The organism is Stenotrophomonas sp. TWI169, assembly GCF_039674705.1.
GTDB classification, from domain to species: domain Bacteria; phylum Pseudomonadota; class Gammaproteobacteria; order Xanthomonadales; family Xanthomonadaceae; genus Stenotrophomonas; species Stenotrophomonas maltophilia_P.
Window position 1 is genome coordinate 86,310 of record NZ_JBDJOB010000007.1, and the last position, 14,154, is coordinate 100,463.

Genomic DNA, 14,154 nt, shown 5'->3' on the forward strand with positions numbered 1-14,154 from the left:
GGCCGGTGCGGGGTGGTGGCGGTGGGAAATCAACCCGGGGCGAGGGTCGTCAGCAGGGCGCGGGCCGCATTGAAGCGGTCTTCCGGCAAGGGTAGCGGGTGCTTGATGCGGAGCTTGTCCGGGCCTTCCATCGCATACAGGTTCGGCTGCTTCTGGATCAGCTGGATCACGGCCATCGGGTCGATGTCCGGCTTCGATTCGAACACGATGCGGCCACCGTTCTCGCCCAGGTCCAGCTTGCGGATGCCCAGCGCGTTGGCCCGCAGCTTCAGCTCGGCAACCGCGAACAGGTGCTTGGCCGGGTCCGGCAGCAGGCCGAAGCGATCGATCATCTCGACCTGCAGCTCGCGCAGCGCATCGTTGTCGCGCGCGCTGGAAATGCGCTTGTACAGCGTCAGGCGGGTATGCACGTCCGGCAGGTAGTCTTCCGGAATCAGGGCCGGCACATGCAGCTCGACGTCGGCACCGCGCACTTCCTCGCCGGCATCCAGGTCCGGCAGCTTGCCCTGCTTGATACTGCGTACCGCGCGCTCCAGGAGCTCGGTATACAGGCTGAAGCCGACTTCCGCCATCTGCCCGCTCTGGTCCTCGCCGAGCAGTTCACCGGCACCGCGGATTTCCAGATCGTGCGTGGCCAGGGTGAAGCCGGCGCCCAGCTCGTCCATGGAGGCGATGGCTTCCAGGCGCTTCTCGGCATCCGGGGTGATCGCACGGCGGTCAGGCGTGATCAGGTAGGCGTAGGCGCGGTGGTGCGAACGCCCCACGCGGCCGCGCAGCTGGTGCAGCTGGGCCAGGCCGAAGCGGTCAGCGCGGTTGATGATGATGGTGTTGGCGTTGGGGATGTCGATGCCCGACTCGATGATCGTGGTCGACAGCAGCACGTTGAAGCGCTGCTTCTGGAAATCCAGCATCACCTTTTCCAGTTCGCGCTCCGGCATCTGGCCATGGGCGATGCCGATGCGCGCTTCCGGCACGAGTTCGGACAGCTCGCGCTGCATGCGGCCGATGCTCTCCACGTCGTTGTGCAGGAAGTACAGCTGGCCACCACGCGCCAGTTCGCGCTGGAAGGCCTCGCGCAGCAGCGCGTTGTCCCATTGCGTGATGAAGGTCTGTACCGCCAGCCGGTTCGGCGGCGGCGTGGCGATGATCGACAGGTCGCGAAGGCCGGCCATGGCCATGTTCAGCGTGCGCGGGATCGGCGTGGCGGTCAGGGTCAGCAGGTGCACGTTGGCACGCAACGCCTTCAGCGCCTCCTTCTGGCGTACGCCGAACCGTTGTTCCTCGTCGACGATGACCATGCCCAGATCCTTGAACTTCACGTCCGGCTGCAGCAGGCGGTGGGTGCCCACGATGACATCGATGGTGCCGGCAGCGACCTTCTCCAGTTCGGCCTTGATCTCCTTGGTGCTCTTGAAGCGCGACAGCACTTCCACCTTGAGCGGGTAATCGGCGAAGCGGTCGCGGAAGTTGCGGTAGTGCTGTTCGGCCAGCAGCGTGGTCGGCACCAGCACCGCCACCTGCTTGCCGGCACTGGCGGCGGCGAACGCGGCGCGCACGGCGACCTCGGTCTTGCCGAAGCCCACATCGCCGCAGACCACGCGGTCCATCGGCTGGCTGCTGGCGAGGTCGCGCAGGGTCGCGTCGATGGCGGCCAGCTGGTCGGGTGTCTCCTCGAACGGGAAGCCGGCGGCGAATGGTTCGTACATCGCGCGATCGACCTGCAGGGCCAGTCCGGCACGTGCCTGCCGGCGCGCCTGGATTTCCAGCAGTTCGGCGGCGACGTCGCGCACCTTCTCGGCGGCCTTGCGCTTGGCCTTGGTCCACTGCTCGCCCCCGAGCGAATGCAGGGGCGCGGTTTCCGCGGATGCGCCGGAGTAGCGGCTGATGAGATGCAGCTGTGCGACCGGCACGTACAGGCGGTCGCCCTTGGCATACTCGATTTCCAGGAACTCGCCCGGCATGCCACCGACGTCCATCGCGATCAGGCCGCGATAACGGCCCACGCCATGATCCTCGTGCACGATCGGCGCGCCTTCGGTCAGCTCGCCCAGGTCACGGATGATCGCTTCCGGTTCGCGGCCGGCGCGGCGCGTGCGGCGGGTACTACCGGCGCGCTCGGGAAACAGCTGGCGTTCGGTCAGGACCGCCAGGCGCGGATCGTCCAGGGCGAAGCCATCTTCCAGCGGCGCCACGGTGATGGCAAAGCGCACATCGCTGGCGAGGAAGGCGGGCAGGTCGGCAACCACCGGCGGCTTCAGTTCGGCCGCCTGCAGCACTTCCAGCAGGGCTTCGCGGCGGCCCGGTGAATCTGCGGCGATCAATACCCGGCCGGGGTAGTGGCCGAGGAAGGATTTCAGCGCGTCGCCAGCGGGCGCTTCGCGGGCCGCTACCGGCAGCGCCGGCAGGGGCTGGTCGCCCAGCGCATGTGCATCGGCGATGCGTGCATGGTCGGCGGCCCATACTTCGATGCGTGGCGCGTCGTTCAGCCGCTCGCGCAGCTGCTCAGGCGAAAGGTACAGCGCCGAGGGCGGCAGCAGCGGGCGCTCGACATCGTGGCGGCGCTGCTCGTAGCGTTCGCCGGTCTGTGCCCAGAACGCGTCGGCGGCTTCGCCGGCGCCGGCACACACCACCGGCAGGCTGCCGGCAGGCAGGTAGTCGAACAGGCTGGCGGTGCGATCGAAGAACAGCGGCAGGTAGTACTCGATGCCGGCCGGGGCCAACCCGGACTTGAGGTCCTGGTACAGCGCGCTGCGGCGCGTGTCGACATCGAAGCGTTCACGCAGGGTGGCCAGCACGCGGCCGATGCTGGCCTCATCCATCGGTACTTCGCGGCCGGGCAGCATGTGCACCGACTCGACCCTGTCCAGCGAGCGCTGGCTTTCCGGGTCGAAGGCGCGGATCGAGTCGATGTCCTCGTCCAGCAGCTCCACCCGCAAGGGCTCGTCGGCGCCCATCGGGAACACATCGAGCAGGCCGCCGCGCACGGCGAAGTCGCCGGGGTCCATCACCTGCGGCACGTTGCGGTAGCCCGCGCTCTCCAGGCGGCGTTTCTCGGCCTCCAGGTCCAGGCGCTGGCCGACCTTCAGGTCGAAGCTGCCGCCGATCACGTAGCTGCGCGGGGCCAGCTGCTGCAGCAGGGTCTGGACCGGCACCACCACCAGGCCGCGCTTGAGCGCAGGCAGGCGGTGCAGGGCCGCCAGGCGCTGCGAGATGATGTCCGGATGCGGGCTGAAGCGGTCGTAGGGCAGGGTTTCCCAGTCCGGGAAGGCGATCACCGGCAGCGCGGGATCGTTGCCCAGCAGGGTCTGCAGATCGGCTTCGAGCTGGTTGGCGCCGTGGTTGTCACGGGCAACCACCAGCAACGGCGCGTCATGCGCGCGCGCCGCCTGGGCCAGGTACCAGGCCAGGGCGGTCGGTGAAGCGGGGGCGCGCCACCAGGCGCGGAGCTGGCCGGCGCGCGGCAGCGGCGGGGCGGGGTATGAAGTACGCGACATGGACCGCGGATTTTAGCAGAAGCCTCCAGCCGCCCCATGATTGCTGCGTGAGCGGGCAGCGCCGGGCCATGCCCGGCGTGCGCAGTGGCTGCAACGGCATCGCCGGGCGGCGCCCGGCGTCACCGTCAGTTGTCCAGTTCCAGCACCATGCGTACCAGCCCTTCGGTGCTGTTCGGGTGCGGAACGGGCTTGAAGCCCAGCGAGGCAGCCAGCTGCTTCATCGGCTCGTTCTCGGCCGCCACATCGCCGTACAGGCGATCCAGGTACTTGCCCCGACCCCACTTCACCAGCTTGCGCATCAGCTGCCGGCCCAGGCCCTGGCCGATGAGGAAGCGGCTGATCAGGATCGCGTACTCGGCTTCGCGGGTACCGGGGATGATCGAGGCCCGGGCGACCGCACCGACCACGGCCTCACCGGCGGGCAGGGACTCGGCCGCGACCAGGGTGATCTCGGTCTTGGGATTCGGATGGGTCAGGCGCTGGGTGGTTTCCGGTGACAGCTCGGTCACCGCCTGCAGGAAACGGTCGCGGATTTCTTCCGGCCCGAACAGGCTGAAGGCCGCTTGCAGCGGCGCGCTGTCTTCCGGGCGGATGGGGCGGATCAGCAGCTCGTGGCCGCTGGGAGCCTTGAAGATCTCATGCCAGGGCGGCATGCGGTTGCGAGTGGCCATACCGGGTGATTCCTTGGTGGTCCATCGATTGTGGCATCACCGGGGCTGTCTTCCGTGAACAAAAGGCTCACGGGCGTACAGCCTCGTGAAGGCCATTATTCAGGTGCCTTGAGCCAATCCAGGCGGGTGCTGGCGCCGGGCTCACCCAGGTGCTGGCGCAGCGCCGGCAGGGCCGGACCGACCGCCCGGTCGAACTGCCAGGGGGCGTTGAGCACCAGCATGCCGCTGCCGTTGAGGCGCAGCGGTGAGTCGTCGGGGCGTACCAGGAACTCGATGGTCACTGCCGACTTGACCGGCAAGGCAGTGGCCTTGCGCAGGAAATGCAGGATCGTGCGGCGCTGCTTGATCGGGAACCACACCGCGCAGGTGGCCTGCGGCCAGCGCGCCAGCGTCTCGGCCAGCGCTGCCAGGATGCGCTGGTACTCGGCGTCCTGGGCCTCGTAGGGCGGGTCGATCAGCACCAGGCCGCGGCCGATCTTGCTGCCGTTGACCTTCGGCGGCAGCAGCGAGCGCAGCAGTGCATAGCCGTCGCCCGGGTGCACGCCGACCCGGCTGTCATGGGCGAACAGGGCCTTGAGCGTGCCTGCTTCGTCTTCCTGCAGCTCGCATACCGCCATCCGGTCCTGCGCACGCATGGCCTGGGCGGTGAGCAGGGGCGAGCCGGGGTAGTTGGTCAGCGCGCCGACCGGATTGTCGGCCTGCACGGCCTTCAGGTAGCGCTCGACCACGTCCGGCAGCTTCGGCTGCGCCATCAGGCGCATGACCCCGGATTCGGCCTCCAGCGTCTTGCGGCTCTCTTCGCTGGCCAGCAGATAGCGGCCAGCGCCGCCGTGGGTGTCCAGCACGAAGAACGGGCTGTCCTTGCGCTTGAAGCTGTCGATCAGGGCCAGCTGCACGATGTGCTTGAGGACATCGGCATGGTTGCCGGCGTGGAAGGCATGGCGGTAATTCATGGGGGCAGTGTACGGGGCGGCGGCCGCAGCGGCTATGCTGCGCGCCATGACAGCTCCCGTTGCCCATGTCCTGGTGGTCGAGGACGAAGCCGCCATCGCCGAAACCGTGCTCTACGCGCTGCGCAGCGAGGGCTACCTGGCCAGTCACTGCCTGCTCGGCAGCGATGCCCTGCAGCGGCTGCGGGACGGTGGCATCGATGTGGTGGTGCTGGACGTGGGCCTGCCGGACCTGAGCGGCTTCGAGGTCTGTCGTCGGCTGCGTGCGCTGCCCGGTCCGCAGGCGCAGCTGCCGGTGATCTTCCTGACCGCCCGCAACGACGAACTGGACCGGGTGCTGGGCCTGGAGCTGGGCGCCGATGACTACATGGCCAAGCCGTTCTCGCCGCGCGAGCTGGTGGCGCGGGTGCGCGCGCGGCTGCGGCGGGCGGCGCCTGCCGCCAGTGACACCGATGCGGGCTGGCAGACGCATGGCGCCTTCGCCATCGACCGCGAGGGCCGGCGTGTCCGCTTCCACGGCCAGGCGCTGGACCTGACCCGCTACGAGTACGCACTGCTGGAAGCCCTGCTGCAACGCCCCGGGGCCATCCTCAGCCGCGCCCAGCTGATGGACCGCGGCTGGGACAGCAGTGCCGACAGCGCCGACCGCACGGTCGATACGCACGTCAAGACCCTGCGTGCCAAGCTGCGCGCGGCCGGCGCCAGCACCGACCCGATCCGGACCCACCGTGGCCTGGGCTACGCCCTGGAGGTGTGAGCGATGCGTCTGGTGATGAAGCTGTTCCTGGGCTTCTTCCTGATCGTGGGCATCGCCGCGTTCTTCGTCATGCGCGTGTTCGTCAACGAAGTGAAGCCGGGCGTGCGCCAGGCGATGGAATCGACCCTGGTCGATGCAGCCAACGTGCTGGCCGAGATGGCGGCGGCGGACGTCAAGGCAGGCACCATCAACAGCGGCAGTTTCACCCGCAACCTGGCCAAGGCGCGGCAGCGTGACCTGAAAGCGATGGTGTGGCGCTTTCCCAAGCGCGCCCTCGATTACCGGGTGACGATCACCGATGCGAAAGGCATCGTGATCTACGATTCGCAGGGCCGCGACGTCGGTCGTGACAACTCGCGCTGGAACGATGTCTACCGCACCCTGCGCGGCGAGTACGGCGCCCGCTCCAGCCCGGAGACGCCGGGCGAGGAGGGCAACACCGTGATGCATGTGGCCGCGCCGGTGTACGACCCGGGCGATGGCCGCACCCTCATCGGCGTGCTCACCCTGGCCCAGCCCAACCGCAGCATCGATCCGTTCATTGCGGCCAGCCAGCGCGCCATCATCGAACGCGGCGCATGGCTGATAGGACTCTCGGCGCTGGTCGGGGTGCTGGTGACGATGTGGTTGACCACCGGCCTGGGCCAGCTCAGCCGCTATGCGCGCGCGGTCACCGCCGGTGAGCCGGTGCCGCCGCCACGCCGCCGCCGCGATGAGATCGGTGATCTCGGCCAGGCGCTGGAGACCATGCGGCGCAAACTCGAAGGCAAGGCCTACGTCGAGCAGTATGTGCAGTCGCTGACGCACGAAATGAAGAGCCCACTGGCCGCGATACGCGGTGCCGCCGAGCTGCTGCAGGAACCGATGGCCGATGCCGACCGTGCGCACTTCGCGCGCAGCATCCTCGAGCAGCAGGAGCGGTTGACCGAAACCATCGACAAGCTGCTGGCGCTGGCCGAAGTGGAGCAGCATGGCTGGCTGCAGACGCGTGCTCCGATCGCACTGCCGGACCTGCTGCAGCAGACCGTCGCAGCCGCGCAGGTGCGCGCGCAGGCGGCCGGCGTCGAGGTACGCACTGATGCCGTGGCGGATCTGAGCATTCAGGGTGATGCCTATCTGCTGCGGCAGGCGCTGAACAACCTGGTCGACAACGCGGTTGCCTTCTCTCCATCGGGGACGGAGGTGGTGCTGCAGGCACAGGTTGAGGACGGCGGCGTGCGCCTGCAGGTGGCCGACCGGGGGGCCGGCATTCCCGACTATGCCCGTGACCGCGTGTTCGAGCGCTTCTATTCGTTGGCCCGTCCCGGCAGTGGCCGCCGCAGCTCCGGCCTCGGGCTGCCGTTCGTGCAGGAAGTGGCGCGCCTGCACGATGGCCGTGTCCAGCTGCAGGCCCGCGACGGCGGCGGGACCGTGGCCAGCCTGTGGTTGCCGCTGGGCATGCCCGGCCCGCGCACGCGGCGCTGACTTCACATCCGCTTCAAATTCGCCACAAACCCCGCTCACCGTCACGGTCCATGCTGCAGCCCTCTCCAACGAGGATGGACCATGAAATCCCTGAAGATGCTGCTGCGGTTCGCCATTGTCGGCGGGCTGATCCTGCTGCTGCTGATTCCGCTGATGATGATCCGCAGCGTGATCAACGAGCGCAGTCAATACCGGGACGAAGCCTTCGCGCGGGTCGCTGACAGCCGCGCCGGCGCGCAGCAGCTGGTGGGGCCGGTGCGGGTGGTGCCGTGGGTGGAGCGCCAGCAGGTGGAAGTCGTCGACGCCAAGGGCAACAAGAAAACCGAGGTGCAGGTCAGCGAAGGGCACTGGCTGCAGATGCCGGCCTCGCTCGACGTTGGCGGCGAGATGCTGCCCAGCCAGCGTGAGGTCGGGCTGTTCAAGGTGCCGGTGTACAGCTGGAACGGCCAGTTGAAGGCCTCTTTCGCGGCTGACGACTATCCGGTCAAGCCAGGCCGCACCTATGGCCAGCCCTATGTGGCGCTGGGGGTGTCCGACGCGCGTGGTCTGGTCGGCACGCCCAACCTGCGCGTGGATGGCCGCCAGGTACGCCTGCTGCCGGGCGTCGGCGCCGCTGCGGAACTGGGGCGTGGCCTGCATGCGCCCGTTGCGGGTTTTGCCGCGGTGCAGGGCGGGCTGCTGGCAGCGAGCACGGTGGAGCTGGAACTGCGGCTGGACGGCAGCCGCATGCTGTCGGTCGTGCCGGTAGGCGATGACAACCGCATCGCACTGCGGTCGCGCTGGCCGCATCCGTCCTTCGCCGGCGCCTTCCTGCCGAACGAACGCCGCGTCGATGCGCAGGGCTTCGACGCACGCTGGGCGGTGTCCTCGCTGGCCTCCGATGCCCAGCGCCAGCTGCGCGGCGATGGCGAGGTGGCGTCGCAGGCGGTCAGCGTGTCGCTGGTCGATCCGGTCGACGCCTACACACAGGCGGATCGCGCCTCCAAGTACGGCGTGCTGTTCGTGCTGCTCACCTTCGTCGGCTTCATTCTGTTCGAGCTGATCAAATCGCTGCGCATCCACCCGCTGCAGTACCTGATGGTGGGCCTGGCACTGGCGATCTTCTTCCTGCTGCTGATCAGCCTGTCCGAGCACATCGCCTTCTGGAAGGCGTATCTGGTCTCGGCGGCGGCCTGCATCGGCCTGCAGGCGGTGTACCTGGCCAACGTGCTCGGTCACTGGAAGCGCGGTCTGGGCTTCGCCGCGCTGCTGACCGTGCTGTATGGCGCGCTTTACGGGCTGCTGGTCTCGGAGAACAACGCGCTGCTGATGGGCTCGCTGCTGCTGTTCGTGATTCTGGCGCTGGCGATGTGGGTGACCCGCCGCGTGGACTGGTATGCGCTGGGCGCGGAAGCAAAGTGAGGAGATCGCGATGGGATGGCGCCAGGGATTGCGGCTGAGAGCCCAGCAGGGCATTCCGGCCCTGCTCGAAGTGGATGCACTGCTGCAGGCGCATGGCGTGCTGGCGGCCCTGCCGGGGGCGCGGATCGCCCCCGGCCTGGTCCGCTTCCAGCTGGCGGCGGCCACCTGCGAAGGAGTGCTGGGGCAGGGGCTGGAGTGGCTGGACGGTGCACGGCAGGGACGCGGCGTGCTGGGTGGAAAGGTGCCGCGCTACCGGCCCTGGAAGGCCGGGCCGGGGGCATTGGCCGAGATCGGCATCGCCGGCCTGCCCGGCGACTGGCCTGCGCATGCTGCGGTTTACGGCTGCAGCAGCATCGACCGGCGGCACTGGTTGCTGCTGCTGCCCATGCGCGCCCAGTTGTGGCTGGGCTGGAGCGGATGAGGCGTCTGCACTGCCCATGACCGATGGGACGGGGGCCGAGCGCCCCCGCTGGCTAGACTTCAGGGGTTGATGATCGAGCCGAAGGGCAGGGGTGGGATGTGCTGAAGTGGGGTGTGCTGGCGGTTGCGCTGGCGATGAGCGGCAATGCGATTGCGCAGCAGCGCGAGCCGGTGGACCTGGACATGGTCAGCCGCATCCGCCAGGAGGCGTTCCATCGCTCGCAGGTGATGGACACCTTCAGCTATCTCACCGAGCGCATCGGGCCGCGCCTGACCAACTCCCCGGCGATGGGGCGTGCCAACGCGTGGACCCGCAGCAAGTTCACCGAATGGAAACTGGACAACGTCCATGACGAAGCGTTCGACGACTTCGGCCGTGGCTGGGAGTTCACCTCGGCCAGCGTGGAGATGCTCGGTGACCGCGTGATGCCGCTGCACGCACTGCCCAAGGCCTGGACGCCGGGCACCCGCGGACCGGTCGAGGGCGAGCTGGTACAGGTGGACATCAAGAAGCCGGAAGACATCGAGAAGTACCGCGGCAAGCTGCGCGGGAAGATCCTGCTGCTCGGCGAGGCGCGCGAGTACAAGCGGGGTACCGAGCCGGACTCGCATCGTCACGACGCCACCTCGCTGGAGGGACTGCAGGAATTCACCCTGCCCAAGGACAAGGACGCCACCGCCGAGCGCGCCAAGCGGGTGAAGGAGTACCAGGAGCGGCAGGCGCTGGCGGCCAAGGTCAACGCCTTCTTCGTCGAGGAAGGCGCATTGGCCTCGATCAGCATCAGCAGCTGGGACAACGGCATCATCCGCGTGGCCGGTGGTGGCTCGCGCAAGGCCGGGGAATCGGTCGGCATTCCGGAGCTGGCGATGATCGCCGAGCACTTCAATCCGCTGGTGCGTGCACTGGAGGCCAAGCAGCCCGTGCGCCTGCGGGTGGACGTGAGCGCGCGTTTCACCGACGACAGCGATCAGCCCGGCTACAACACGCTGGCGGAGATCCGGGGCAGCAGCAGGCCGGATGAGGTGGTGATGATCGGCGCGCACCTCGATTCCTGGCACAGCGGCACCGGCGCGGCCGACAACGCGGCCGGCGTGGCGGTGATGATGGAAGCCATGCGCATCCTCAAGGCCACCGGTGCCAAGCCCCGGCGCACCATCCGGGTGGCGCTGTGGAGCGGCGAGGAGCAGGGCCTGATCGGCTCGCAGGCCTACGTCGCCAAGCACTTCGGCCAGTTCCCGGAACCGGTGGACGCTGCGCAGAAGGCGTTGCCGGCCTCGCTGCGCGACCCCACCGGACCGCTGCGCAAGACCCGCGACTACAGCAAGTTCCAGGTCTACTTCAACATGGACAACGGCTCCGGCCGCTTCCGTGGCATCTACGCGCAGGAGAACCTGGCGGCGATGCCGATCTTCGAGGCCTGGCTCGCCCCGTTCCATGATGTCGGCGCCACCACGGTGGCGACCCGCAACACCGGCAGCACCGACCACATCAGCTTCGACCGCATCGGCCTGCCCGGCTTCCAGTTCATCCAGGACCGGCTGGATTACTTCACCAATGTCCACCACAGCCACCTGGACACCTGGGACCACGCCGAGCCCGAAGATCTGAAGCAGGCAGCGGCCATCGTGGCCTCCTTCGCCTACAACGCGGCGATGCGCGAGCAGTCGTTCCCGCGCAAGGCCGAGCCGCAGCCGTGACGTGAGCCGGAGGGACGGACCCCGTCCGTCCCTCCGTGCCGGCGCGGGGCTGGTGGTAAAATCGGGGAATTCCCGTTCCTCGAGCCCCACATGACCTGCCGCACCCGCTTCGCCCCCAGTCCTACCGGTTATCTGCATATCGGTGGCGCCCGCACCGCGCTGTACTGCTGGCTGGAGGCCCGCCACCGCGGCGGCGAGTTCGTGCTGCGCATCGAGGATACCGACCGTGAACGCAGCACCCAGGGGGCGATCGACGCCATCCTGGAGGCGATGGAGTGGCTGGGCCTGGACTACGACGAAGGTCCGATCTACCAGACCGACCGGGTAGCCCGTTACCGGGAAGTCGCCGAGCAGCTGATTGCCGACGGCAAGGCCTACTACGCCTATGAAACCCGGGAAGAGCTGGACGCGATGCGCGAAGCCGCCATGGCCAGGCAGGAAAAGCCGCGCTACAACGGTGCCGCGCGCGAGCTGGGCCTGCCGTACCGGGACGACCCGAACCGCGTCATCCGCTTCAAGAATCCGCTGCAGGGTACGGTGGTGTTCGATGACCTGATCAAGGGCCGGATCGAGATCGCCAACAGCGAACTGGATGACATGGTCATCTTCCGTCCGGACGGCTATCCCACCTACAACTTCGCGGTGGTGGTGGATGACTGGGACATGGGCATCACCGAGGTCATCCGCGGTGACGACCACATCAACAACACGCCGCGCCAGATCAACCTGTACGAAGGCATCGGTGCACCGGTGCCGAAGTTCGGCCACATGCCGATGATCCTGGACGAGCAGGGCGCCAAGCTGTCCAAGCGCACCGGTGCCGCCGACGTGATGCAGTACCGGGATGCCGGCTACCTGCCGGACGCACTGCTGAGCTACCTGGCCCGCCTGGGCTGGTCGCATGGTGACCAGGAACTGTTTACCCGCCAGGAACTGATCGACCTGTTCGATGTGAAGGACTGCAACTCCAAGGCGTCGCGCCTGGACATGGCCAAGCTGGGCTGGGTCAACCAGCACTTCCTGAAGACCGTGGAACCGGCCGACATCGTGCCGCACCTGGTCTACCAGCTGCAGAAGCTGGGCCTGGACGTGGCGGCGGGCCCGGCACCGGTAGACGTGGTGATCGCCCTGCGTGAACGCGTGCAGACCCTGAAGGAAATGGCCGAGAAGGCCGTGGTCTGGTACCAGCCGCTGAACGACTACGACGAAGCCGCAGTGGCCAAGCACTTCAAGGCCGGGGCCGAGGTCGCCCTGGGCAAGGCCCGTGAACTGCTGGCGGCGCTGCCGGAATGGACGGCCGAAGCGGTCGGCACGGCCCTGCACGACACGGCCGCCGCGCTGGAGATCGGCATGGGCAAGGTCGCCCAGCCGCTGCGCGTGGCCATCACCGGTACCCAGGTCAGCCCTGACATTTCCCACACCGTGTACCTGGCCGGCCGTGAGCAGGCCTTGAAACGCATCGACGCGGCCATTACCAAGGTAGCAACGGTCTGAGGCATCCTTGCCAGGCCGAACCGGAGAACGCGCATGCCCGCCAAGACTGCCACTGCCTGTACCGCCCCCCACCACCACGTCCATGACGCATCGGATTTCGTGGCGGTGGTCGAGCGTGTCTCGCGCGAACGCGGGCTGCGCTTGACCCCCATCCGCGCCAACGTACTGAAGCTGATCGCCGAAGCCGGCAAGCCGGTCAAGGCCTACGAGCTGCTGGAATGGGTGCGCAACGGCAAGGGCGTGGGCGCCGATGCCCCGCCCACCGTGTACCGCGCGCTGGACTTCCTGATGGCCAACGGCTTCGTGCACAAGCTGGAATCGGTGAATGCCTTCGTGGCCTGCCACCACCCCAGCAGTGCGGCGCATTCGGTGCCGTTCCTGATCTGCAACAGCTGCCACAGCGCGGTGGAACTGGAAGACCGCGAGATCGTCGGCCAGCTGGAGAAGCGGGCCAAGGAGCTCGGCTTCCAGCCGCAGGCGCAGACGCTGGAAGTGCACGGACTCTGCGCCCGCTGCGCAGGCTGAGCGGCCGGCGCGAGTGGGGTCAGATCCCTTTTGCCAAGGCAAAAGGGATCTGACCCCAGTTTCATGTTGCCAAGGCAAAAGGGATCTGACCCCCGTTTCACGAGCTCGACCCTACCGGGCCGGCGCAGGCTCGGCCGCCGTATCCACCCGTGCGATCACCGACATGCCGGGACGCAGTCGCGCGGCCAGCTCCTGCCCCGGATCGATCGAGATCCGGATCGGCAGCCGCTGCACCACCTTGGTGAAGTTGCCGCTGGCATTGTCCGGGCGCAGGACGCTGAATTCCGAGCCGGTGGCGGGGGCGATCTGCTCCACATGGCCGCGCAGCACCTGGCCCTGGAACGCGTCCACGGCGAACGTCGCAGGTTGGCCGATGCGCATCTGCCAGGTCTGGCCCTCCTTGTAGTTGGCGACCACCCACAGCGCGTCGGGCACCAGGAACAGCAGCTGTGAGCCGGCGGCCACGTACTGGCCGGTCCGCACGCTGGCCTCGCTGATCTGCCCGTCGCGCGGCGCATGGATCACGGTATTGGCCAGGTCGATGCGTGCCAGTTCCAGTTGCGCCTGTGCGCTTTCCACCTGTGCCTCCAGGCTCTTGCGTGCCACCTGGGTGGAGACCAGCGTTTCCTCGGCGATGCGGATCTGCGCCTGCGACTGCTGCACGCTGGCCTGCGCCGACGCCTGGGTCGTGCGGAAGCGGTCGCGGTCATTGATCGATACCAGGCGTTGTGCGGCGAGCTGTTCGTATCGCTTCAGCTCGTTGCGGGAGCGCTCAAGCTCGGCCTTGCCGGCGGACAGGGTGGCCTGGGCCGCAGCGATCTGCGCGCGGTTCTGCGCCTGCGACTGATCGGAGTTGGCCAACGCCGCGCGCGCGCTGTCCAGCGTGGCCTGTGCCTGCGCCACGCGCTGCGCATAGATGCGGTCATCGATGCGCAGCAGTGGTTCGCCCTTCTTCACGTGCTGGAAGTCCTTCACCAGCACCTCGGTCACATAGCCATTCACCTGGGGTGCCATCACCGTGATCTGCCCGCGCACGTAGGCGTTGTCGGTGACCATCACGCTGCTGGCAAACGGCCACAGGTGCCACGCGCGCAGGATCAGTGCGATGCCCAGCAGGGCCACCACCACCATCACTGCCACGCTGCGCGCGCTGGGTTTGAGGTACTTCGGCGCGACCGCCGGCTCAGCCGGCGTGGGCGCAGGTGCCGCGTCGGTCGGCGGCGGTGGGGTCACGTTGTCGGCATCGTCGGGACGGGGCGGGACGGGAGGCATGGCGAAGG

The 14,154-nt window shown here is 68.1% G+C and carries 11 protein-coding genes; 7 read left to right on the plus strand and 4 right to left on the minus strand.

The features are described from left to right. Positions 1 to 29: 29 nt before the first annotated feature. From mfd to rlmJ, 3 genes are all read right to left on the minus strand, one after another. A complete protein-coding gene (gene mfd / locus ABE543_RS07750; protein ID WP_193395624.1) occupies positions 30 to 3,494 on the minus strand; it encodes a transcription-repair coupling factor in 3,465 nt (1,154 codons plus the stop codon). Positions 3,495 to 3,619: 125 nt separating this feature from the next. Further along, the gene (locus ABE543_RS07755) at positions 3,620 to 4,165 is read right to left on the minus strand and encodes a GNAT family N-acetyltransferase (protein WP_346475547.1); all 546 of its coding nucleotides are present in this window, start codon (positions 4,163 to 4,165) and stop codon (positions 3,620 to 3,622) included. 95 nt (positions 4,166 to 4,260) lie between these two features. Further along, positions 4,261 to 5,118, minus strand: coding sequence for a 23S rRNA (adenine(2030)-N(6))-methyltransferase RlmJ (gene rlmJ / locus ABE543_RS07760; RefSeq protein WP_053517399.1), 858 nt, complete (start codon positions 5,116 to 5,118; stop codon positions 4,261 to 4,263). Between the two features lie 34 nt (positions 5,119 to 5,152). On the opposite strand from rlmJ, the gene creB reads away from it, so the two are divergent. The 7 genes from creB to ABE543_RS07795 all read left to right on the plus strand — a co-directional run bounded on the left by creB (position 5,153) and on the right by ABE543_RS07795 (position 12,874). Next, positions 5,153 to 5,872 (plus strand): two-component system response regulator CreB, encoded by a 720-nt coding sequence (creB, locus tag ABE543_RS07765; protein ID WP_111185841.1) that lies wholly within the window; start codon positions 5,153 to 5,155, stop codon positions 5,870 to 5,872. A gap of 3 nt (positions 5,873 to 5,875) precedes the next feature. Continuing rightward, positions 5,876 to 7,336: a two-component system sensor histidine kinase CreC gene (gene creC, locus ABE543_RS07770; RefSeq protein WP_197571881.1), complete on the plus strand. Its 1,461-nt coding sequence runs from the start codon at positions 5,876 to 5,878 to the stop codon at positions 7,334 to 7,336. Positions 7,337 to 7,417: 81 nt separating this feature from the next. Beyond that, positions 7,418 to 8,737, plus strand: a complete 1,320-nt coding sequence (creD, locus tag ABE543_RS07775) for a cell envelope integrity protein CreD (protein ID WP_065181151.1) — start codon at positions 7,418 to 7,420, stop codon at positions 8,735 to 8,737. A gap of 10 nt (positions 8,738 to 8,747) precedes the next feature. Further along, on the plus strand, positions 8,748 to 9,158 hold the full coding sequence (locus ABE543_RS07780; RefSeq protein WP_065181152.1) for a hypothetical protein: 411 nt from the start codon (positions 8,748 to 8,750) through the stop codon (positions 9,156 to 9,158). A 98-nt stretch (positions 9,159 to 9,256) separates the two neighbouring features. After that, entirely contained in the window at positions 9,257 to 10,855 is a 1,599-nt protein-coding gene (locus ABE543_RS07785) for a M20/M25/M40 family metallo-hydrolase (RefSeq protein ID WP_262101112.1), read from the plus strand. A 90-nt stretch (positions 10,856 to 10,945) separates the two neighbouring features. Then, positions 10,946 to 12,349, plus strand: coding sequence for a glutamate--tRNA ligase (gene gltX, locus ABE543_RS07790; RefSeq protein ID WP_053517391.1), 1,404 nt, complete (start codon positions 10,946 to 10,948; stop codon positions 12,347 to 12,349). Between the two features lie 33 nt (positions 12,350 to 12,382). After that, positions 12,383 to 12,874: a Fur family transcriptional regulator gene (locus tag ABE543_RS07795; protein ID WP_053517393.1), complete on the plus strand. Its 492-nt coding sequence runs from the start codon at positions 12,383 to 12,385 to the stop codon at positions 12,872 to 12,874. A gap of 111 nt (positions 12,875 to 12,985) precedes the next feature. Here ABE543_RS07795 and ABE543_RS07800 read toward each other — a convergent pair whose 3' ends face one another. Then, complete coding sequence (locus ABE543_RS07800; RefSeq protein ID WP_074900901.1) at positions 12,986 to 14,146, minus strand: HlyD family secretion protein; 1,161 nt, start codon at positions 14,144 to 14,146, stop codon at positions 12,986 to 12,988. Positions 14,147 to 14,154: the final 8 nt, after the last annotated feature.

What these genes read in the sequence shown, in the direction of transcription:
- mfd (WP_193395624.1), bottom strand. Translation starts at nt 3,494, where the DNA reads ATGTCGCGTACTTCATACCCCGCCCCGCCGCTGCCGCGCGCCGGCCAG.
- ABE543_RS07755 (WP_346475547.1), bottom strand. Translation starts at nt 4,165, where the DNA reads ATGGCCACTCGCAACCGCATGCCGCCCTGGCATGAGATCTTCAAGGCT.
- gltX (WP_053517391.1), top strand. Translation starts at nt 10,946, where the DNA reads ATGACCTGCCGCACCCGCTTCGCCCCCAGTCCTACCGGTTATCTGCAT.
- ABE543_RS07800 (WP_074900901.1), bottom strand. Translation starts at nt 14,146, where the DNA reads ATGCCTCCCGTCCCGCCCCGTCCCGACGATGCCGACAACGTGACCCCA.
- creD (WP_065181151.1), top strand. Translation starts at nt 7,418, where the DNA reads ATGAAATCCCTGAAGATGCTGCTGCGGTTCGCCATTGTCGGCGGGCTG.
- creC (WP_197571881.1), top strand. Translation starts at nt 5,876, where the DNA reads ATGCGTCTGGTGATGAAGCTGTTCCTGGGCTTCTTCCTGATCGTGGGC.
- ABE543_RS07795 (WP_053517393.1), top strand. Translation starts at nt 12,383, where the DNA reads ATGCCCGCCAAGACTGCCACTGCCTGTACCGCCCCCCACCACCACGTC.
- ABE543_RS07780 (WP_065181152.1), top strand. Translation starts at nt 8,748, where the DNA reads ATGGGATGGCGCCAGGGATTGCGGCTGAGAGCCCAGCAGGGCATTCCG.
- creB (WP_111185841.1), top strand. Translation starts at nt 5,153, where the DNA reads ATGCTGCGCGCCATGACAGCTCCCGTTGCCCATGTCCTGGTGGTCGAG.
- rlmJ (WP_053517399.1), bottom strand. Translation starts at nt 5,118, where the DNA reads ATGAATTACCGCCATGCCTTCCACGCCGGCAACCATGCCGATGTCCTC.